The organism is Lagierella sp. ICN-221743 (assembly GCF_037890055.1).
GTDB lineage: Bacteria > Bacillota > Clostridia > Tissierellales > Peptoniphilaceae > Mediannikoviicoccus.
The window spans coordinates 55,645-77,227 of the sequence record NZ_JBBKBD010000001.1; the positions used below are offsets into that span (position 1 = coordinate 55,645).

The following is a 21,583-nucleotide window of genomic DNA, read 5'->3' on the forward strand; positions in this document are numbered from 1 at the left end:
TTACTCCTCAATATTGTATATTTTCTTATAAACTTCCATTGTTATCTCTTTATTAGTATCTCTTCCAAATTCTTTAAAGTCTTCAGGGTAAACCAAATCTCTAAAGCTCACTTTTATAGGTCTGAAAATTTTGTATTCAGTATCTATATATACAGGAAGTATAGGTGCTCCAGTTCTATTTGCAATCATCCCTACGCCTTCCTTAATATTATCCACTGAAATTGTTTTGACTCTAGTCCCTTCTGGAAATATGCCTAGAACATCTCCACTCTTTAATATGGAAATGGCAGTTCGAACGCTCTTTAGGTCTGTCTTTGATCTATTAACTGGAAAAGCACCAAGTTTTTTCATAAAATAACCTAATACCGAGTTGTTGAATAGCTCTTCTTTTGCCATAAAAAAAATTTTTCTATCACAAACCTGTGCAAGTACAACTGGATCTAATGCACTAGTGTGATTGGCGCAAATTATTAAAGAACCATCTTTTGGAAATTTATCTTTATCATACACTTCAAATTTAAAAAATAATTGAAGCATACCTCCACAAAAATCTTTTAAAACTTTATACATCTATACCTCTTATAATATTAATAATTTTTTCTACAACCTCTCTTAAAGTCATTTCTGTACTATCTATCAAATGCGCATCTTCCGCTTGTTTAAGAGGAGAGATTTTTCTATTTGAATCTAGTACATCCCTAGCCTTTAAGTCTTCTAAAATCTCTTCATAACTTTTGTTTAAAGAAGATTTTTCATCTTTAAAGCGCCTCATGGCTCTTTCCTCAGCTGTTGCAGTTATAAAAAATTTATATTTTGCATTTGGGAAAACTACCGTTCCTATATCTCTACCATCTAGTACAATAGACTTTCCATTTGAAATATTTCTTTGTAAATCAACAAGAACTTCTCTAACAATAGAAATGGCTGAAACTTTAGAAACATTTTTTGTAACTTCGTCTCCTCTTATTGCTTTCGAAATATCTTCTCCATTTAAAATAACACTGTCTTTTTCAATGTCAATATTTATATTTCCTATAACTTTTCTTATTTTTTCTTCGGTTAAGCTTATATTTTCTTTTAAAAGATAATAGGTAAATGCTCTATACATGGCCCCAGTATCTAAATAACTTATATCAAGTATCTTAGCAATTTCTTTTGCTACAGTACTCTTTCCAGAAGCTGAAGGTCCGTCAATCGCAATGACAAAATATTCTTTTTCCAATATTTCTATAATAATATCCTTATTATCTTTATCTTCTAATATTGATGTATTTACAAATCCTTCAAAATTAAACTTAACTAGGTGATTTAAAACTTCTTTGTAGTTTTCAGGAATTGTTATAAGCACATCGTTTTTAGTAGTATCAATTCTTTTTAATTCTTCATAAATAAGATTTGCAATATCTTCGCTACTTTTACCTTCTAATTTTGAATTTTTAATTATCATTACAATCTTCCTTTATGCTACTTCCTGCAAGAAAGCCTGTAGAGTAGGCAATTTGTAAATTATATCCTCCAGTAAATGCATCTACATCTATTACTTCTCCTACAAAGTACAGATTTTCCACCTTTTTAGATTCCATTGTGGAAGAGTCCAGCTCCTTTACTTCTACTCCGCCTCTTGTTATTATTGCTTCATTAAAATCTCTAATACCATTTATATTAAAGTCAAAACTTTTAATGTTTTGCACAAGCCTTTGTCTTTCTTCTTTAGTAATTTGATTTATCTTTTTATCCCTTGGAATATTGGAAATTTCTAAAACAGGCTTGATTAACGACTTAATAAGTAGATCCTTTAAACCATTTTCGATATCCTTATTGATATATTTGTTGAAATCTCGATTTATTCTATCATCTAACTGATTATAATTCAAACCAGGCTTCAAATCTATTGATAAGGAACATTTCTCCTTTGGATAGATTAATGATGATAGACTTAGTATTGTAGGTCCTGATATTCCAAAATGAGTGAATAGTGCTTCTCCAAACTCCTTTTTAAAAGCCTTGCCATTTTTATTTAAAGTAACTTCTACATTCTTTAAGTTAACTCCTAAGAGCTCTTTATGAATAGAACTATTTAAATTAAGTCCCACAAGGCCTGGATAGACTTCTGTTACTTTCATTCCAAAGTTTTTTGCAAATTTATAGCCATCTCCAGTTGAGCCAGTGGACTTATAAGAGTTTCCACCAGTGGCAATTACAAGATAGTCGCATGAAAAACCACGACTCTTGGAGTATAACTTAAATTTATCATCTACTTTTTCTATATACCTTATATCTTCATCAAAAATAAGATTAATACCTTTGTCATTTAATATTTTTTTAAATGTTTTTATAACATCTGAGGATTTATCTGAAGTGGGAAAAACTCTATCCCCCCTTTCAACTTTGTATTCCAAACCATATTCATTTAACAAATTTAAAATATCCATATTGCTAAAAGAATAAAATGCAGAATACATAAATTTTTCATTTCTGTTAATTTCTGGAAAGAATTCAGATATATCCTTGTAATTTGTTATATTGCATCTACCCTTGCCAGTAATATATAATTTTTTACCAAGTTTTTCATTTTTTTCTATAATGGTCACATTATTATTTTCATTTTTCGCTGCAATGGCAGCCATCATTCCTGCAGGGCCACCACCAATAACTATAACTTCTTTCATTTTATTTTCTCCAACATAATTATAAAAGGAGGATTATTTTTTTGATTTATAAAATCAAATTTAATAATTTCAAACTCCTTTTGATTTAGTTCGCTTAAGTATTTTTCAATATGTATAGCTTCTTCTAATCCAGATGGATGTCCAGGGTAGAATGTAATAAATACCCTACCATTTGGATTTAACATTTCTAGTAATACATCAAGACTTTTAATTACCTTTTTATAATTAGTTACAATTTTTTTATCGCCTTTTGGCAGGTACCCCAAGTTATAGACCGCAATATCTATTTTTTCCTTTACATATTCACCTATGTACTCATGGCTATCTAAAATAAGGTTGATTTTAAACAACTCGTTTTCTGAAAATTTATCTTTTGTATTTTGAATACTAAGCTCTTGAATATCAAATCCATAAAAAACACTTTCTTTTCCCAAAGTTCTAAAGAGTTTTCTTAGGTCATTTCCATTACCAAGGGTCATATCAACTGCAACCAAATTCTTATCCTTATAATCTTGTAAAAAAAGATTTAGTATTCCATTGCAATTCTTAATCATTGCAACAACTTCCCTTTAAAAAATCTAAAATGTAGATTGGAGATTTTGGAAGTAAGTCTTCTAAAATTTCATTTTCATAGTTAAGATATTCAAACCCCAAATCATAAACCTTTGAAGCTGTTGCTCTAAGATAGAAATTTTTATCAAAAAAATCAAAATCTCCTATAACTTTAAAGTCTTTTAAATAACATTTTTTGCAATCAATTTCTATTTGAGAGTACCCAACTATTTCTTCATCTTCAAATAATGTAAAAAATATTTCTGGTTTTTCATAATTTGAACTTAGCTTAATATTGTATTCTTCTCTAAAGTACAATAAGTCATTTGGATTTGAATCTTTAACAACAAGCATTATAAACTCCTTAAGTAATCTATTTCTTCTTTTGTAAGTTTTCTAAATTTTCCCTCAGGTAAATTTTTATCTCTTATTTTTCCTATGGAAATTCTATTTAAGTCAATAACCTTACATCCAATATAATCAAACATTCTTCTAACCTGTCGGTTTCTCCCTTCGGATATAGATATTTGGTACTTGAAATTAGAAGTCTTTTTTATTTTGCATCTTTTGGTTAAATATCCATCCATGGGTATTCCCTTTTTTAATGTTTCTAAATCCACTTCTTTAGGCTTTTTATCTAAAGTGACTTCATAGGTTTTAAAAATATCTTTTTTTGGATGTGTCAATTTATAAGTTAGTTCTCCATCATTTGTAATAATAATTATTCCTCTACTGTCTTTATCAAGCCTTCCAACTGGATATAACCTTTCATTATAGTCAATTAAATCTATAACTGTTTTTTCAGCATATGGATCTTCTACTGTGGATACATAACCAACAGGTTTGTTCAAAAGAAAATATTTGAACTTTTGGGATGGAGTTACTACCTCTCCATCTAGCTTAACAACATCATTCGGTAAAACTTTGGTTCCAAGTTCTTTAACTATTTTCTCATTAATACTTACCCTTCCTTGAGATACTATTTCATCTGCCTGCCTTCTTGAACAAATTCCACTATGAGCAAGGTATTTATTAATCCTCAACTTTATCCACCTCTAAAAATAACTGTTCAACTTCACTTTTTTGTGGAAGGTGTTTTATATCAACTAAATCAAATACCCTTAGAAATTCATCTGTTGTGCCATAAAGAATTGGTCTTCCGATTTGCTCTAATCTTCCAACTTCCATTATCAAATCTCTTGAAAGTAATGTATCGATAGGACCTTGCGATCTAACTCCTCTAATCTCTTCAATTTCAATTCTTGTAATTGGTTGTTTATAAGCTATAATTGACAAAACTTCCATGGATGAATTTGTGATGTTTTTGTTTTCATTTTTGTTAACTAACTTCTTAACATAGTCTAAATTGGTTTCCTTTGTTACGTATTGAAAATTATCCCCATATTGTTTTAACTCCAGTCCTCTATCGGAAGAGTCACAGTCAAGCACCATTTCATTAAGTATTTTTTTAGTCTCTCCAGGAGTTTTTTCTATTATCTTTGCAATTTCTTTATATGAAAGTGGTTCACCCCATATATATAATAATGATTCAATTATAGATTTATAATTCATTTTCACACCTTAATTCTATGAATATTTCATCAAAGTTTCCATTTTGATAAAGTTTAACTTCACTTATTTTTAATAGTTCCAATATGGAAAGAAATAGAGTTATCATTTCACTTACGTGCATATTATCATGGAAAAAATCTGAAAAATTCTTCTTTGTTCTAGGTCTTAAATTATCCCTGATAACATCCATGTATTCATCTACAGAAAATTCTTCTCTTTGCAATATATCAAACTTTTCTAAGTTTTTTTGCCTCTTTTCAATTCTGTTTAGCACTTTACATAACTCGTTATAAAGTATTGTGCCATCTCCAATTATTTTATTTTCTGTTTTGTCTTCAAAAAAATCGGACAAATCTTCCTGCAACTTAGGATATGAACTGTCCGCCTTATCTTTGTGTTTTTGTAATTCTTGTGAAAGTTCTTTAATCTTTTTATATTCTCTAAGTCTTGTTAAGATCATTTCTTCTGTAACTGTTTCTTCTTCGTCTAAAAATTCATTTTTTGGAAGAAGTTTTTTTGACTTTATTTCAAGTAATGTACTTGCCAAAAAAACAAAATCCGCAATATTTTCAGGGTTTATTGTCTTTAAAGTCTCTACTTCCCTGAGAAATTCCTCAGTTATGTCACTTAATTTTACAGTATAAATATCTATCTTATTCTTTTCTATTAAACTTAATAACAAGTCAAATGGACCTTGAAAATAATCTGTTTCTATTTTATACATATACTACCCCAATAAACTATACATGAAATTTAAAACAAAATCAGACATGGAAAGTATTACTTTAGATATTGAGCCTGTAAAAATAAGTGCCATCAATATCATATTTGTATATCTTTCAACGCTAAGTAGCTTATATGTTACTTTGTCTGGTAAAAAAGTCATTATTATCTTTGATCCATCAAGAGGAGGTAGTGGTATTAAATTAAACACTCCCAATAGGACATTGTACTGCACCATGGACTTAACAAATAAAATCAAATAAGGATTTGCATCCACCTTTAAAATTACAAAGTCAAATACTATTAGAAATAGAAAAGCCAACAAAAAGTTAGTCATTATTCCTGATATGGAAACCAAAAAATCTCCTAATTTTCTCTTTCGAAAATTGTATGGATTAATCGGTACCGGCTTTGCCCATCCAAAATGGAATATCAAAAGCGAAAGTGTGCCCAGTGGTGATAGATGTTTTAAAGGATTTAGTGAGAGTCTTCCACTATCCTTTGCTGTTGTATCTCCCATGTAAAGTGCAGCTAATCCATGTGCATTTTCATGTAGTATAAGCGATATTAAAAGAGCTGAATATATTACAGCATATGTTAATATGGTTTGAATATTAAACATTTAACTTTTCCTAGCCTTCAGATATAAAAGCCCTATAATAGTCTTTGAGTCCTCAATCTTGCCTTCTTCAATCATATTTAGAGCTTCTTCTAATGTATACTCTTCAATATTTAAATCTTCTCCTTCATCCTCTTGTAAAGGGCTGGAGAATAAATCTGTAGCCAAAAAATAGGACATCTTTTCATCTGTAAAACCCGGAGATGAATAAGAATCAAAAAGATATTCAAAATTCTTTGCATCATACTTTATCTCTTCTTGTAATTCCCTTTGTGCCGCTTCTTTTGGAAGTTCATTTGATTCAATAAGCCCTGCAGGAAGTTCAAGCAACTCTTTGTCTACAGCCTTTCTATATTGACGAACAAATACAATTTTGTCACCTTTTAATGCAATTATGGTAACTGCATTTGAATGTTCGACAATTTCTCTTTTTGAGTATTTTCTATTCTTAAGTTCCACAGTGTCAACTCTTAAATTTAAAATTCTTCCCTCATATATCATTTCAGATTTTATTGTCTGTTCTTTGCTCATTTTATTTCTCCTATTCGTTAAATCTAAACCTTCCCTGTTCAATCATATCAATTGCCTGATTGATTGTGTTCTCAGTTATGTCAATTCCACCTATAAGTCTTGAAATTTCCATCACTCTCTCTTTAGCATCTATAGTTCTAATATTTGAAATAGTATCTAAGTCGCGTTCACTTTTTTCTATTAATTTATGTGATGAAGCGAGTGATGCTATTTGTGCAAGGTGAGATATGGTTATAATCTGTCTTGACTTTGAAATCTTTTGTAGTTTTTCCCCTACTAAAATTGCTGTTCTTCCACTAATGCCCGTGTCAACTTCATCAAATATCAAAGTGTCAACATTGTCTATAGATGCCAGTGAAGTTTTAAGTGCCAACATAATCCTGGAGAGTTCTCCTCCAGACGCCACTTTGTTTAATGGCATTAGAGGTTGACCCATATTAGTAGAAATATTAAATTCTATAATATCATTTCCCGTAGATGTTATTTTTTCATCTTCGTAAAAATCAATGGAAAACTTTGCATTCGGCATATTTAGCCCTTTTATATTTTCGAGAATATCTTTTTCAAGTTTGTTGCTTACTTTTTTTCTTATATCTGTTAGAATATTACAAAGTTTTTTGCAATCTAAGTATTTTTTATTAATTTCTTTGTTGAGTCTTGCGGTATTTTCTTCTATTTTTTCTAAAGCATTAAGTCTTTCTTTAGACTTTTCTCTAAAATCTATTAAATCAGAAATATCAGAACCATATTTTCTCTTTAAATTTGTAATATTTGCAATCGCATCGTCTAAGAGTTGTAATCTTTCTTCATCATAGTAAAGATGATCTTGATAACTTTCTATGTCTCTATAAACGTCTTCAAGTTCATAGTAGGAAGATTCTATTCTATCAAATACTTCTTTTAATTCCAAATCCAATTCTTTTAATTCTGAAAGTTCAGTTACTATTTCAGAAAGTGATCCTAACACTTCAAATTTTCCAAAGTCACTACTTTTAAATCTTTCGGATATTTCAGCCATGGATATTTTTATGCGGTCAACATTACTAAGAACTTTAAATTCATTTTCAATTTCTTCCTCATTGAAATTTTCTAAATCAATACTCTCTAACTCTTCAATTTGAAATCTTAAAATATCTTTTTCTCTATCTATTTCTTCAGAACTCAAACTAAGACTAGATAACTTACTTCTTAAACTTTGTAACTCTTTTAGATTTTTATTTAAATCCTCTAATATCTTCTTATTTCCGTCGGGACTAAATGCATCCAATATACTTATATAGTTTGATTTGTTTAAAAGGGTTTGGTTTTCATTTTGGCTATGAATATCTATTAAATCTTGCATCATCTCTTTTAAAAAGCCAAGTGTAACACTTCTTCCATTAATTCTATTGTTACTTATTCCTTCACTTTGAGATTCTCTAGTTACAATTAAAACGCCATCTTCTAATTCGTAACCCATTTCCTTAAATCGATTTAACCTTTCTTCTGAAGATATTAAAAACTTTCCTTCCACAATAGAAGTGTTTCCATATTGGCCAATATAGGATTTTTGAAATCTATCACCAATCAATAGCTTTAATGCATTTACTAATATGGTCTTACCCGCACCAGTTTCTCCTGTAATAACATTAAAAAAAGGATCAAATTCAACTTGTAATTTTTCAATTATAACAAAATTTTGAATATAAAGTTCTGCTAACATGACTCTCCAATTTATTTCATTAACGCTTTTATTTCATTAACAACTTCATCTAGTTTTTCTTTATCATCTACTGCTATAAAGATTATATCATTTCCAGAAAGAATCCCACTAATATGTTTTATCTTTGCATTTGTTATAGGCACTGCCGATACAGTTGCCGTATGGGAAATAGTTTTTACAATAACCATCTCTCCATTGTGATCAATACTAAGTACTGCAGATTTGAATATTTTATCAAGTCTTTCATTTAATGAATCATGAACGGTATCAATTACTGAGTAATGATATTCTCCATCTTTTGTCTGTACCTTTGTAATTCTTAACTCTTTAATATCCCTTGATATGGTAGCTTGAGTAGCAATAACTTCATTTTGTTCAAGTAATTCTGACAATTCTTCTTGAGTTCTTATTTCATACTTATCAACCAAATCCAGAATTAGTCTCTGTCTTGCATATTTTTTCATATAATACTCCTTATTCCTTAATTATATGTTTTTTAACTATGTAATCTAAATATTTCAGTTAAAGTCACTCATATATGATAATAAGAGCTTTTAAAAGCTCCTATATATCTCTATTAATAAAATTATTTGTCAAATCTTCTAAAAACTCAGTGTTTTTATTTAAAGATTTCAAACAGTTCATGGCATTCTTGGAATGTTCTTCAATAGTCTTTGACATCTCTTCTTTGTTCTTAATTAAAGTTGCAAAGGTAAGCTTTTGAGACTCCAAATCCTCTTCATAGTCAAGCATATCATCTCGAAGTTGAAAAGCTAGGCCAAAGTTATATCCAAATTTTTCTGATAATTCTACTTCTTCTTCAGTTGCACCTGCTGTAATAGCTGCACATTTGCAAGCCGCTTTAATTAATCCGCAGGTCTTTTTATCATACATATCAAAAAAATCAGACTTAGTTTCTAGTTTATTTTGAATATCTAACACCTGACCATATATCATTCCTTCATATCCAGACTGTGAATAAAGATATTTTGATGCTTCAACGAATAGTTCTTTATTGTCTGAGTTTAAAATAGCCATTAGAATTCTTTCCATACTTTTATTAAGAAGACCATCGCCAATAAGTACTCCCATATCCTCTCCATACTTCTTATGTACGGTAGGCTTTCCCCTTCTCATGTCGTCATCATCCATGCAAGGAAGGTCATCATGAACAAGAGAGTAGTTGTGTATTAATTCTATTGCATAAGCAAAATCCATACATGATTCGTCAACTTCTTTAAAGAGACTATAGAATTCTATAAATAAAATTGGTCTAAATCTCTTTCCATTATTCATTAGCGCATAGAATGAGCCGTCTTCTAAAATATTTTTGTACGTGAAAATTTTTTCAAGTCCTTTATTAACAATGTCTTTTCTTAAATCGTACTCTTTTATAAAATTATTCATCGCTATTTAATATATTAGGATCAAAATCAGATTCGCCTTCTTCTGTCATCATCCTAATCTTCCCTTCTTCTCTATCCAGTATATCCATTAAATTTTTATGAAGTGCCAAGGCTTCTTCATAAAGCTTTACGTTTTCTTCCAAAGTAATATTGTCATCTTCAAGCTTTTCCAATATCTCTTCCAGTCTCTTTAAACTTTCTTCATAGTTTGAAAATCTATTTTCCATTATCAATACTCCTTATTTCTGTGGTTGCTGTTCCATCTTCAAAGTGAATTTTTAATAATTCTCCAACCTTTAAATCCTTCGCTGACTTAATGTATACACCTTCTGATGAGGCTCTAATATATCCAAGCTTTTTTATTCTTGAGTCATTATGGCATTCTATTCTAGACTCTAGAGTTTTTAGCTTTAATCTTTCTTGATCCAATTTTGAAAATACTTTTATATTTATAATTTTTTTAATGTTATCTGCTTCATCTTTTAAAATTTTAATTCTATCTATAGGATTATGTTTCACCAAAGATATGTTAAGTTTATCTAAAGCATCTCTTTTACTAACAATATTTAGCTTGACCTGTCTATCAATCCTTATTTTCAATTTATCATTTTCCTCTTTCAATTTTGAAATTTTATCTAGAGGATTATAAATTTTTAGAATATTCAGATAATAATCTAGTTTTTTTCTTTCTTCAAAAAAGTAATTTGAATAAGCTTTTTCAATTAAATCTATCTTTTTGTTCAAGTCTTCCTTTAAATCAATTAGATTAGGTGTACAAATTTCAGCCGCAGCCGTTGGAGTTGGTGCCCTAAGGTCTGAAACAAAGTCAGATAACATATTATCCACTTCATGACCAACTGCAGAAATTATTGGTTTTTTTGAGTTAAATATCTTTAAAAGCAAATCTTCATCATTAAAGCAATTTAAATCTTCAAAAGATCCTCCACCTCGACCTACTACAATAAAATCTATAAACTCATGAGAATTTAATACCTCTATCCCTTTAATTAAACTTTGCGGTGCATTTTGCCCCTGCACTATTGCTGGATAGACATATAGATTTGCTATGGGAAATCTTCTCTTAATTGTGGTAATAATATCTCTAATGGCAGCTCCATTAGGCGATGTTACTACACCAATGTTGTTTGGCATTTTTGGAATTGGACGTTTATGCTTTTCATCAAAGTATCCTAGCTCTTTGAATTTTTCCTTTAAGAGTTCGTATTGCCTGTAGATATCTCCAATGCCTGTATTAATAACCTCTTTTACAAGAAGTTGATAGTAACCACCCTTTTCATATGTTATTACACTTGCTCTTAGTGAAATCTTATCTCCGTCTGAAAGCTGTAAAGTTTTAGAAATCTCCATGTTTCTAAAAATGATACACTTTATTGATGCATCCTCATCCTTTAAACTAAAATAAATATTTCCTGAAGATTTTTTGAAGTTTGAAACTTCTCCTTCAACAAATACATTTATAAGCATAGGATCCCTTTTTAGTAAAGTTGAAATATATTTACTTATTTCTGTTACAGTAAACGCTTTGCTATTCACAGTCCTCACCTTTTGAGATACTTCCTAATACGCCGTTTATAAATCTATACGAATCTTCTGATGAATATTTTTTCGCTATTTCAACTGCTTCGTTAATAGACACTCTAGCAGGCATGTTATCATCGTAAAGAATTTCATTTGTGGCAACTCTTAAAATTGATTTGTCTATGCAATAAAGTCTATTGAAGTCCCAACCTATTAAATTAGCTTTGATTTTTTCGTCAATTTCTTCGAGATTGTCTATAATTGAAAAAATTGAACCTTCTATAAAGTCTCTATGCTTTTCATCTATTTCAAAATGATTAATAAAGACTTCTACTTCTTCTTTGTCGAATGTTTCGTTTATAGTGATTTGGAAAATAAATTTTACAATCCATTCTCTGGCTTCTTTTCTAGTCAAAATTCCTCCATAAAAAATCCCTCTTATCACAAGAGGGATAAAATCTTAATATATACCAACAACACTTGTGTTTACTTGTGACACATTCAAACCTGTAAAATTTTCTACATTTTCTTTTATTTTTTCTTGAATATTTCTTGAAACCTCAGGAATTCTAACTCCCATTTTCAAAATTACATTTACATTAATATTCACAAAATCTCTTCCAATATTCACTTGGACAGCCCTTGAAGCTCCTCTAAGTCCATCTGTGATTCTTTCTCCGAATCCTCCTGCAAGTCCTGCTACTCCGTCAATTTCTAAAGCAGAAGTGCTTGCAATTTTATTTATAATCTCATTTGATATCTTTACACTACCATTTTCAAATTTATTTTTATTCAACATATTTATCCCCCATTTCATTTTAACAAATGTTATAATTCATTGCAATAAAGTAATCAATTGAATATTGCAGAAATAAAATCTTTTGGATTAAATTCCATTAGTTGATCTATCTGTTCTCCTACTCCAATATACTTTATTGGAATGTTAAATTCTGATTCTATTGGAAATACCATTCCACCCTTTGCAGTTCCATCGAGCTTTGTTATAACAACTCCTGTTATATCTGCAACCTCCTTAAATTGTTTTACCTGCAAAATTGCATTTTGTCCTGTGGTTCCATCTACTACTAGAAGAACTTCTTTCCTCGCATCAGGATATTCTCTGTCCACAATTCTATGAATTTTTTCTAACTCATTCATAAGATTCTTCTTGTTATGAAGTCTTCCTGCCGTATCACAAATTAAAATATCTGTGTTTTTGGATTTTGCTGATGCTATTCCATCAAATACAACTGAAGCTGGGTCGGCGCCTTCTTGATGAGATATTATATCTACACCAGCTCTATTAGACCATTCGCTTAACTGCTCTATTGCCGCCGCTCTAAAGGTATCGGCAGCTACAAGTGTTACAGATTTACCTTCATTTTTATATTTTGATGCTAACTTTCCTATGGTAGTCGTCTTTCCAACTCCATTTACACCTATAACAAGCATTATTAGTGGAGTGTCTTTAATATTCATACTATTATCAAGATTTGCTTCTTCAAGTTTTTCAATCATGATATTCATCAACATACTCTTTACTTCTTTTGGATCTTTAACTCTCTTAAGCTTAACTTGATCTTCTAGCTCATCCATAATATTCATTGTTGACTCTACGCCTATGTCTGCAGATATTAAAATCTCTTCAAGCTCTTCAAAAAGTTCTTCATCAACCTTTTGGTATCTTGCTAATGCACTGTCGATTTTATTTGAAATATTATCTCTAGTTTTTTGAAGTCCACTAAAAAGATTATTAAAGAAGCCTTTCTTTTCTTCTTTTTCAACTTCTGCTATATTTTCTTTAATTGAATCAACTTTTTCTTCTACTTCATTTTCTACGGAAAAATTTAAATCTTTAGCTTTACTTTCATCATCTATATCTTCTTTTTCTTCAGTAGAGTTTAGGTTTTCTTCGATAGATTCTTTTAAATGTTCAATATTTTCTTGAATATCTTTAGACTCTTCTTTTATATCCTCTAAATCTTTTTCTACCGATTCTTTAGTCTCTTCAATTTTTTCTTTTATTCCAGGTTCTTCTTTGTCTTTTTTCTTAAATTTATTAAAAAAACTCTCTAACATAGTACCTCCTATTTTAATTTTAAGGAAACCACTTTACTAACTCCTTCTTCCTCCATACTTACCCCATATAACACGTCTGCAATCTCCATTGTAGTTTTTCTATGGGATATCATTATAAATTGCGTTGAGTCTGTAAGTGACTTTAAATAGCTTGTGTATCTTGTTATATTTGCTTCATCAAGTGCAGCGTCAATTTCGTCTAGAATACAAAATGGTGAAGGTCTTGTTTCAAATATTGCAAATAGTAGTGCAACCGCTGTAAGTGATTTTTCTCCACCAGATAACAATGTTAAGCTTTGTAGTTTTTTTCCAGGTGGCTCCGCAACTATTTCAACGCCAGACTCCAACGGATTTGCCCCGTCTAGTTTAAGTTCAGCATTTCCTCCATCAAAGAGTATTTTGAAAATCTTTTGAAATCTATTATTTATATCTTTGAAAGAAGTTGTAAACATCTCCTTCATTTCCCTATTCAAATTTTTAATTATCTCTTCAATATCATTTTTTGATTTTAATAAATCATTTTTTTGATTTAAAAGGAAGTTCAAATCCTCATCTACAATTTTAAATTCTTCAATTGTATCTGCACTAAAATATCCTAGATTTCTTAGGTCCTTCTTTAACGATTTAAGTTCGCTTCTAGAAGGCTCCTCCACTTCTTCAATCAATGTAAACTTGTCAATATATACAGAATATTCTTCTAGACAATTAGTTCGTATTCTAGTAATATTTGAATTTAGATTTTCAATCTTTTCAAGATTTAATCCCATTGAATAGTCAAGTTTTACATTTATATCTTTGTAGTCCCTTAGTTCTTCTTTCTTTTCTAAAAGTTCATCTTGTCTTCTTTTGAAATCAACTTCATTTCCTTTTAAAACACTTTCAATTTCATTAAGCCTTTCGTTTAGCTCATTAATTTTATAATTATATTTTTTTATATTGTCTCTGTTGATTACTAGTTCAGACTCAACATTTTCTTTAGATTCTATATCAAGCTTTAATCTATGGGAAAAATCTTCATTTTCGTTCTTTATATCTTTTTCTTTGTTAGATAAAATATTTAAGTCCCTCTCTAAACCATCTATCTTAGAAGAAATATTTATTTTTTCTATCTCTAAACTTCTTTTATCTAGATTTTTATTTTCAAGATTAGACTTTAATTCTTCATACTCTGCATTTAATTTTTCAATTTCCACGCTAATACTTTCATGATTTTCTAAATCTAATTTGTCAGAAGATGCGTTCAAAATACTTTCATATTTCCAAGCGGCTTCTTCATATAATGATTTTTTTACATTAATTTCATTGGAAAGATTTTGGAGTTTTTTATCAAGCTCATTTTTTTTATTTTCATTTAATCTTTTTTCAGATTCTTTTGCTTCATATTCTTTATTATAATTTTTTAGAGTTTCATCTAAGCTTTTAAGTTCTTTAATTAACTCTTCTTTAGTTTGTTGTAGAATTTTATTTTCATTCTCAAGCTCTATGATTTTATTATTTCTATTTAAAATATCTGTGTTTGAAGACTTCCCAGTGTACCCACCAACAATTGACCCCCAGGAGTTAAAAATTTCTCCATCAAGAGTAACAATTCTATACCTGTTATACTTTTTAGAAATTTCTATTGCATCTTCTAAGCTTGATACAACTAACGTTTTGTTTAAAAAGTGATTTATTAGTCCTTTGAATTTGCTTTCGCAATTTACAAGTTCTGAAGCAATTGCCAAAATTCTTTCATCATCAAATTTAACATTTGCACTTGGCTTGTTAATCTTATTTAACGGCAAAAATGTCAGTCTTCCAATTCTTTCAGACTTTAGAAACTCAATCAATACCTTGGCGTCGTATTCATTTTCAACAACCACATTTTGAAGTGAGCCACCAAGGGCGTTATTAATTGCAATAAGGTACTTTTCCTCAACTTCTATTAAATCCGCCAGTGTTCCTATGCATTTATCTTTCAAATTCATTCCTTTTATTCTATTAAAGAAGTTTGAAACCTGTTTGTTATACCCTTCATAGTTATCTCTGACATTTATATAAAAGTTAAGCTCTCTTTCTTTTGTGCTTAAATCAACTTCAACCTTGCGATACTGATCATTTAATTGAACAAATTTATTTTTATTATCTTCTAACTGAATTTCCAATTTTTCTATTGAAGATAATTGTTCCGTTACTTTGTCATTAACTTCTTTATAATTAGCGTATAACTTATCATAACTTTCATTTAAAACTTTAAGTTCTTCCGCTAAACCTTCCTTGTCTTTAGAAAGTTTTAAAACATCTTCTCTTCTGCTTTCAAAAAGCCTTTCTCTGGTTAAATTCTCAACCTGAATATTACTTAGTGTCTCCCTTAAAGAAGAAAGTTTTGATTCTCTTTCACTTAAAGCTAAGGTTAAATTTTCAATTTCTTCTTGTAGGTCTGCTATCATAAAATCAACATCATTAAGTTCTTCTTTACGAGTTAAAAGTGAGTTATTTGTTTCTATTTTTTCTTCATCTAACTCTTTTGATCTTATTTTGTTCTTGTCCAGCTTTTCATTAAAGTACTCTATCTCTTTTGAAACTCTTTCAATTTCATTGTTATTATTTAAAACCCGTTCCTCTGTAAGTTTAAGTTTTAAATTATAATCTTGAAGTTTATTAATAAAAGAACTTTTCTCGTTTGAAAATCTTTTTAATTCATCTTCCAAAGACTTAAGAGTTAAAGTCTCTTCTTCTAACTTAGGTTCAAGTTTAGAAATAATCTCTTTATATGAGTCCATCTCTTCTTGGATAGACTTGTTTTCTTGTATTATCTCATTGTATTTATTTTGTATTATTTCAACATCGACCAAATAATAATGTAAATCTAGAAGTTTAATCTCTTCTGTAAGCTTTAAACCTATAGTTGCACGCTTTGCCTGCTTTTCAAGATAGTCTCTGTTTTCTTGCTTTTGTATTAAGACATCTTCAATCCTTCCAAGATTTGTGACAGTCTTGTCAAGCTTTCTTAAAGCCTCTTCCTTTTTGTATTTATATTTTGAAATACCAGAAGCTTCTTCAAATATATATCGCCTATCTTCACTTTTATTTGAAAGAATTTCGTCAATTCTACCTTGACCTATAATAGAATAACCTTCTTTTCCGATACCAGTGTCCATAAATAGTTCTCTTATATCTTTAAGACGACAGGCTTTTTTATTGATGTAGTACTGAGATTCTCCCGTTCTAAATACCCTTCTTGAAACCACGACATTTTCATACTCAATAGGTATCCACTTATCTTTATTATCAAAAGATAGGGAAACTGAAGCAAAGTTTAATGGCGCAATTTTTTCCGTACCGGAAAATATAACATCTTCCATCTTATTTCCACGAAGTGACTTTGCAGATTGTTCTCCTAAAACCCATCTTATTGCATCAGATATGTTTGACTTTCCACTACCATTAGGACCAACTATAGCACATATGGGATTATTAAATTGTAAATTCACTTTGTCTTTAAAGGATTTAAACCCTTTTAATTCAACGGATTCTAATTTCACCTAATCAAACCTCTGTAACTTTTTAAAAATTTGTCCATGTCTAATTCTAACGTGTCTTTATTTGACTGAATTTTTATTTTATCATCTTTTGTTCCATGAACTTTAAACTTTTTGATGTCATATTTTTCCATTAAATATTTCTTATTAGCACCTTTGTTGCCAACAAAATAGTTAAGTTCTCCATTATTTACATATACATCTATGTCTTGCTCTGAAAAGTTTTTTAAAACTTCATCCATAGCATCTTTATAGAGTTCTTGAATGGTTAATTGCCTAATAGATGGGTGAAAAGGGCCTGCAACAACATCCTTTCCTAATGTAATATTATCTGTCGGCTGTAAACCGATTCTTATAATATCAATCCTATTTTTATAAAACGTGCAATAGATATCTTTACATAGCCCTATTGTTTCATCCAAAGAATACGGCTTGTACTTTCCATCTAAATAAAGCTTTTCCAAATAACTATCTTTTATAACAAGAGTTGGATATACTCTAACAAACTCTGGACCAATTTTCACAAATTCATCCGTTGTGTATAAGTCCCTTTCAAAATCCGATTTGTATAATCCTAACATTTGTTGTAGACCTAGTTTAAATCCAAATTCCTTTATTAATTTTGAAGAACTATAGACCACATCTGAAAGGTGATTCCTTTGGTTTGCAACAAGAACTTCATCTACTAAAGACTGTACTCCCAGCTCGATGGTCGAAACTCCATAAGACTTAAGGATGTTTAGAATATTTTCATCAATATAATCAGGCCTTGTAGATAACCTCAAAGAGTTAACTACTCCTTGGTCAATAAAACTCTTTCCAATGCTTAAAAATTCTTTCATTACATCCATGGGAAGTCCCGTAAAGCTCCCGCCATAAAATGCAATTTGAGTTTCATTGTTCTTGTTCGAAAAATAATTTAGGTACTCAACAATGGATTTTCTAGTTTCTTCAAAGTCCTTTATATAATTTTGATTTGTAATTTTTCTTTGATTGCAAAAAATACAGTCGTTAGGGCAACCATAATGCGGAACAAATACTGGTATTATATTTAATTTACTCAAAATCTATCCCCATCTTAATAATAGAATTTTTTGCGGCGTCTTGTTCTGCTTGCTTTTTGTTTTTACCTACGCCCTGTTCAAGTGGAGTTACACCACAAAGAGCAGTAACATAAAAAGTCTTGTCATGGTCTGGCCCAACGGACTTATCTAATCTATAGGTCAATTTTTCCTTCATTTCCCTTTGAATATAATTTTGCAATATGGACTTGTAATTCAAACTTGAAGTTTCTAGATATTTCATAAAAAGTCCTATATGTTTTGCAGTAATAAGCTCATACACAACCTCATATGAAGAATCTAAATAAATAGATGCCATCAAAGCTTCAAATGTATCTGAAAGAGTTGAAATTCTCTTTCTTCCTCCAGACTTAGCCTCTCCCTTTCCCATTATTAATAAATCTCCAAGGTTAAAGCATTCTGCAGCGTATCCGAAGCTAGGTTCACAAGTAACCATGCTTTTTAATTTTGTTAGCTTTCCTTCATCTTTTTCATCATACTTTTTAAAAAAATATTCAGCAAATACCGCCCCTAATATGGCATCTCCTAAAAATTCCAATCTTTCATTTGACCTGTAGTTTTTATTTTTTGACTCATTAACCTTAGAAATATGATGGAAGGCGAAGTCTAAAAGTTCAATATCATTGAACTTATAGCCTATACGCTCTTCCAAATCATTTAATTTCTTAAGTCTTTCTTCAGTTAGTTTCAATTTTAGCCTCTTTTGTTGTTTTCAATGTATGATACCACATCTGAAACTGTAATTATTTCATCTAATTTAGAGTCATCTATTTCAATGTCAAATTCATCTTCAAGCGCCATAACAAGCTCTACAAGGCCAATTGAGTCAGCTCCTAAGTCTTCTCTTATAACTGTATCCATTGATACATCTTCTACGCCAAATTCTTCTTTTATAACTTCTACAACTTTATCAAAAATCATTTTAATCCTCCAAATTCTCTTCTATTTTTCTTACAACATCTTTTTCAACAAATTGAACTAGTTTGTCTATACCTGTTTCAACTGCTCTTTCATTGGAACTTCCATGGGCTTTAAAAACTGCCTTTTTAACCCCAAGTAGTGGTGCTGCACCAACTTCATTATAATCAAAACTACTTTTAAGTTTCTTTAGTGCAGGCTTCATTAATGCCGCGCCAATTTTTGTTCTCAATGAAGACATAATTCCTTCTTTTAAGACCTCTGTTATTCTTATGGCTGTACCTTCAATACTTTTTAAAAGAACATTTCCTGAAAATCCATCGGTAACAATAACATCTACATTGCCACTTAAAGCGTCCCTTGCTTCAATATTTCCTATGAAATTTAGATCCATGTTTTTTAGATGCTCAAATGTTTCTTTTCTTAAGTTGTCGCCCTTGTTTTCCTCAGTCCCTACAGATAATAGTCCAACCCTTGGATTGTTTGCATTTAAAACTTCCTTTGAATACACATTGCCCATTATTGCAAATTGTGAAAGGAGTTCTGGAGTACAGTCCATATTTGCTCCCCCATCTAATAGCAGAGCATATGAATTCTTTGCTGGTAATACAACAGTCAAAGCCCCTCTAGATATTTTATCTATTCTCTTAACTATTAGAGTTGCACCTGCAAGAAGAGCTCCCGTACTTCCACAAGAAAGGATTCCATCATAACCTTCCTCTTTTAGTTTCTTTAAACCTAATGTAGTTGAAGAATTCTTTTTTCTTCTAATGGCAAGAGCCGGTTCTTCATCGTTTTTAATGTACTCGTTAGTGTCTATTATTTCTATTCTATTTTTGTTTTTTGAATCTTTAATTAATTCTGTAATTTCTTTTTCTGGTCCTATAAAGGTTATTTCAAGTTCATTGTGGTTTTCTAGTGCTTTAAGTCCACCTTTCACAACTACTTCATATCCCTTATCTGCCCCTAATGTGTCCAATAATATTTTCATAATACACCTCACTATATTTTACCATATAAAGAGCTATTTATACATTATTGAGCATATGTATTACTAAGTTATTCGATTTTATAAAAATAAAAAAGAGAGGAATCATCCTCTCTAATCATATTATTCTTCATCCACTGATAAGACTGCTTTGCCATCGTAGTAACCGCAATTTCTACAAACTCTATGTGGTAATTTTGGTTCATGGCACTCAGGGCATTCAGTTATAGTTACTCTTGGTAACTGATATGATGATGCTCTTCTCTTGTCTCTTCTAGCTTTGGAAGTTTTTCTCTTTGGTACTGCCATTGTTACACCTCCTCAATAGTTAAATCTTTTTAAATTTTTAAATTATGGGAGGCTAACAGTCCCATAAGCTAATCGGTTATGATTTAAATTTATCTAACGTTAGTATTATACTGATTTTTAGAAACCTTGTCAACTATTTAGTTAATTCTAAAGTATCTCTTGCAATCATAAGTTCTTCATTTGTTGGAACTACAAAGATTTTTATCTTAGAATCATCTGCAGAAATTAAAGCTTCTTTTCTAACTTTGTTCTTTTCTTCATCTAGTTTAATTCCAAAGTTTTCAAGATTTTCTAATATTGCAGCTCTTGTAGTAATTCCGTTTTCACCAATTCCACCTGCAAAGCAAATTGCATCAACATGGCCAAGTTCAAGTAGATAAGCACCTAAGAACTTTCTAACTCTGTTATGGAACATATCAAGTGCAAGTTTTGCTCTTTCGTTTCCTTCGTTGCTTGCTTGTTCCAAGTCTCTAAAGTCTGAGCTTAATCCAGATATTCCTAGAACTCCTGATTTTTTATTTAAGAATTGGTTCATTTCATCAGCTGAAAGACCTTCTTGATTTTGAATAAAGTTTAATACAGTTGGGTCTAAGTCACCAGATCTTGTTCCCATAATAAGTCCTTCTAACGGAGTAAGTCCCATTGTAGTATTTAAACATTTACCATTTTTAACAGCTGCTAAAGATGATCCATTACCTAAGTGTAGAGTAACTATGTTTATATCTTTTTGATCTTTTCCTAATAACTCTGCAGTTCTTCTAGTAATATATTTATGACTTGTTCCGTGGAAGCCGAATTTTCTTAATCTATATTTTTCATAATACTCATAAGGTATTCCATACATATAGTTATATGCAGGCATAGTCATGTGGAAAGCTGTATCAAATACTGCTACATTTGGTTTTCCTGGAAGTATTTTTTCACATGCTTCAATACCCATTAAGTTTGCTGGGTTGTGAAGTGGACCAAACTTGATGTACTCTTTAATAACTTCTTTTACATGGTCGTTTATAAGTGTTGAATCAACATATTCTTCTCCACCATGTAGTACTCTATGGCCAATTGCGTTGATTTCGTCAACGCTATTAATAGCTCCCTTTTCTGAATCTGTTAAGAATTCAAATACTAAAGTTAAAGCTTCAGTATGTGTAGGCATTGGAGCTTCTTTAGATAGTTTCTTTTCGCCTACTTCTTGTGATATTTTTGATCCTTCAATTCCAATTCTTTCTACTAAACCTTTTGCAATAACTTCTTCATTTTCCATATCGAATAATTGATACTTTAATGATGAACTACCGCAGTTTACTACTAATACTTTCATACACCCTCCTGAAATAATTTTTATTCATTTTACTAAACAATTATATCATACA

25 protein-coding genes are annotated in these 21,583 nt (G+C 30.3%); all 25 read right to left on the reverse strand.

Annotated features, from left to right (window positions below; translation table 11 throughout):
• A complete protein-coding gene (locus WKS98_RS00280) occupies positions 1 to 570 on the reverse strand; it encodes a lysophospholipid acyltransferase family protein (RefSeq protein ID WP_498915891.1) in 570 nt (189 codons plus the stop codon).
• Positions 563 to 1,447 (reverse strand): (d)CMP kinase, encoded by an 885-nt coding sequence (cmk, locus tag WKS98_RS00285; RefSeq protein ID WP_498915893.1) that lies wholly within the window; start codon positions 1,445 to 1,447, stop codon positions 563 to 565. The genes WKS98_RS00280 and cmk overlap by 8 nt, the downstream gene beginning before the upstream one ends.
• On the reverse strand, positions 1,437 to 2,669 hold the full coding sequence (locus tag WKS98_RS00290) for a BaiN/RdsA family NAD(P)/FAD-dependent oxidoreductase (RefSeq protein ID WP_498915895.1): 1,233 nt from the start codon (positions 2,667 to 2,669) through the stop codon (positions 1,437 to 1,439). Before WKS98_RS00290 ends, cmk begins: the two co-directional genes overlap by 11 nt.
• Entirely contained in the window at positions 2,666 to 3,223 is a 558-nt protein-coding gene (gene mnmM, locus WKS98_RS00295) for a tRNA 5-(aminomethyl)-2-thiouridylate-methyltransferase MnmM (RefSeq protein ID WP_498915896.1), read from the reverse strand. Before mnmM ends, WKS98_RS00290 begins: the two co-directional genes overlap by 4 nt.
• On the reverse strand, positions 3,216 to 3,575 hold the full coding sequence (locus WKS98_RS00300) for a hypothetical protein (RefSeq protein WP_498915898.1): 360 nt from the start codon (positions 3,573 to 3,575) through the stop codon (positions 3,216 to 3,218). Before WKS98_RS00300 ends, mnmM begins: the two co-directional genes overlap by 8 nt.
• Complete coding sequence (locus WKS98_RS00305) at positions 3,575 to 4,264, reverse strand: pseudouridine synthase (RefSeq protein WP_498915900.1); 690 nt, start codon at positions 4,262 to 4,264, stop codon at positions 3,575 to 3,577. Before WKS98_RS00305 ends, WKS98_RS00300 begins: the two co-directional genes overlap by 1 nt.
• On the reverse strand, positions 4,254 to 4,793 hold the full coding sequence (gene scpB / locus WKS98_RS00310; RefSeq protein ID WP_498915901.1) for an SMC-Scp complex subunit ScpB: 540 nt from the start codon (positions 4,791 to 4,793) through the stop codon (positions 4,254 to 4,256). Before scpB ends, WKS98_RS00305 begins: the two co-directional genes overlap by 11 nt.
• Positions 4,783 to 5,517 (reverse strand): segregation and condensation protein A, encoded by a 735-nt coding sequence (locus tag WKS98_RS00315; protein WP_498915903.1) that lies wholly within the window; start codon positions 5,515 to 5,517, stop codon positions 4,783 to 4,785. Before WKS98_RS00315 ends, scpB begins: the two co-directional genes overlap by 11 nt.
• 3 nt (positions 5,518 to 5,520) lie before the next feature.
• Positions 5,521 to 6,138: a site-2 protease family protein gene (locus tag WKS98_RS00320; RefSeq protein ID WP_498915905.1), complete on the reverse strand. Its 618-nt coding sequence runs from the start codon at positions 6,136 to 6,138 to the stop codon at positions 5,521 to 5,523.
• On the reverse strand, positions 6,139 to 6,666 hold the full coding sequence (locus tag WKS98_RS00325; RefSeq protein ID WP_498915907.1) for an NUDIX hydrolase: 528 nt from the start codon (positions 6,664 to 6,666) through the stop codon (positions 6,139 to 6,141). It abuts the gene before it with no gap.
• 10 nt (positions 6,667 to 6,676) lie between these two features.
• Positions 6,677 to 8,368 (reverse strand): DNA repair protein RecN, encoded by a 1,692-nt coding sequence (recN, locus tag WKS98_RS00330; protein WP_498915908.1) that lies wholly within the window; start codon positions 8,366 to 8,368, stop codon positions 6,677 to 6,679.
• A gap of 11 nt (positions 8,369 to 8,379) precedes the next feature.
• Positions 8,380 to 8,832, reverse strand: a complete 453-nt coding sequence (locus tag WKS98_RS00335; protein WP_498915910.1) for an arginine repressor — start codon at positions 8,830 to 8,832, stop codon at positions 8,380 to 8,382.
• Positions 8,833 to 8,932: 100 nt separating this feature from the next.
• Positions 8,933 to 9,775, reverse strand: a complete 843-nt coding sequence (locus WKS98_RS00340; protein WP_498915912.1) for a polyprenyl synthetase family protein — start codon at positions 9,773 to 9,775, stop codon at positions 8,933 to 8,935.
• On the reverse strand, positions 9,768 to 10,001 hold the full coding sequence (gene xseB, locus WKS98_RS00345; RefSeq protein ID WP_498915914.1) for an exodeoxyribonuclease VII small subunit: 234 nt from the start codon (positions 9,999 to 10,001) through the stop codon (positions 9,768 to 9,770). The genes WKS98_RS00340 and xseB overlap by 8 nt, the downstream gene beginning before the upstream one ends.
• The gene (xseA, locus tag WKS98_RS00350) at positions 9,991 to 11,328 is read right to left on the reverse strand and encodes an exodeoxyribonuclease VII large subunit (protein WP_498915916.1); all 1,338 of its coding nucleotides are present in this window, start codon (positions 11,326 to 11,328) and stop codon (positions 9,991 to 9,993) included. Before xseA ends, xseB begins: the two co-directional genes overlap by 11 nt.
• Positions 11,321 to 11,728, reverse strand: coding sequence for a transcription antitermination factor NusB (nusB, locus tag WKS98_RS00355; protein WP_498915918.1), 408 nt, complete (start codon positions 11,726 to 11,728; stop codon positions 11,321 to 11,323). Before nusB ends, xseA begins: the two co-directional genes overlap by 8 nt.
• A 45-nt stretch (positions 11,729 to 11,773) precedes the next feature.
• Entirely contained in the window at positions 11,774 to 12,112 is a 339-nt protein-coding gene (locus WKS98_RS00360) for an Asp23/Gls24 family envelope stress response protein (protein WP_237036411.1), read from the reverse strand.
• Positions 12,113 to 12,165: 53 nt separating this feature from the next.
• Positions 12,166 to 13,392 (reverse strand): signal recognition particle-docking protein FtsY, encoded by a 1,227-nt coding sequence (gene ftsY / locus WKS98_RS00365; protein ID WP_498915921.1) that lies wholly within the window; start codon positions 13,390 to 13,392, stop codon positions 12,166 to 12,168.
• 8 nt (positions 13,393 to 13,400) lie between these two features.
• Entirely contained in the window at positions 13,401 to 16,916 is a 3,516-nt protein-coding gene (gene smc / locus WKS98_RS00370; RefSeq protein WP_498915923.1) for a chromosome segregation protein SMC, read from the reverse strand.
• On the reverse strand, positions 16,913 to 17,977 hold the full coding sequence (locus tag WKS98_RS00375; RefSeq protein WP_498915925.1) for an elongator complex protein 3: 1,065 nt from the start codon (positions 17,975 to 17,977) through the stop codon (positions 16,913 to 16,915). The genes smc and WKS98_RS00375 overlap by 4 nt, the downstream gene beginning before the upstream one ends.
• A complete protein-coding gene (rnc, locus tag WKS98_RS00380) occupies positions 17,970 to 18,686 on the reverse strand; it encodes a ribonuclease III (RefSeq protein ID WP_498915926.1) in 717 nt (238 codons plus the stop codon). Before rnc ends, WKS98_RS00375 begins: the two co-directional genes overlap by 8 nt.
• Before the next feature lie 2 nt (positions 18,687 to 18,688).
• Complete coding sequence (gene acpP / locus WKS98_RS00385) at positions 18,689 to 18,916, reverse strand: acyl carrier protein (RefSeq protein WP_498915928.1); 228 nt, start codon at positions 18,914 to 18,916, stop codon at positions 18,689 to 18,691.
• 1 nt (position 18,917) lies between these two features.
• Positions 18,918 to 19,904 (reverse strand): phosphate acyltransferase PlsX, encoded by a 987-nt coding sequence (plsX, locus tag WKS98_RS00390; protein WP_498915930.1) that lies wholly within the window; start codon positions 19,902 to 19,904, stop codon positions 18,918 to 18,920.
• A gap of 120 nt (positions 19,905 to 20,024) precedes the next feature.
• Positions 20,025 to 20,210 (reverse strand): 50S ribosomal protein L32, encoded by a 186-nt coding sequence (gene rpmF, locus WKS98_RS00395; protein WP_498915932.1) that lies wholly within the window; start codon positions 20,208 to 20,210, stop codon positions 20,025 to 20,027.
• Between the two features lie 133 nt (positions 20,211 to 20,343).
• Positions 20,344 to 21,531 (reverse strand): acetate kinase, encoded by a 1,188-nt coding sequence (locus WKS98_RS00400; RefSeq protein WP_498915934.1) that lies wholly within the window; start codon positions 21,529 to 21,531, stop codon positions 20,344 to 20,346.
• Between the last annotated feature and the right edge of the window lie 52 nt (positions 21,532 to 21,583).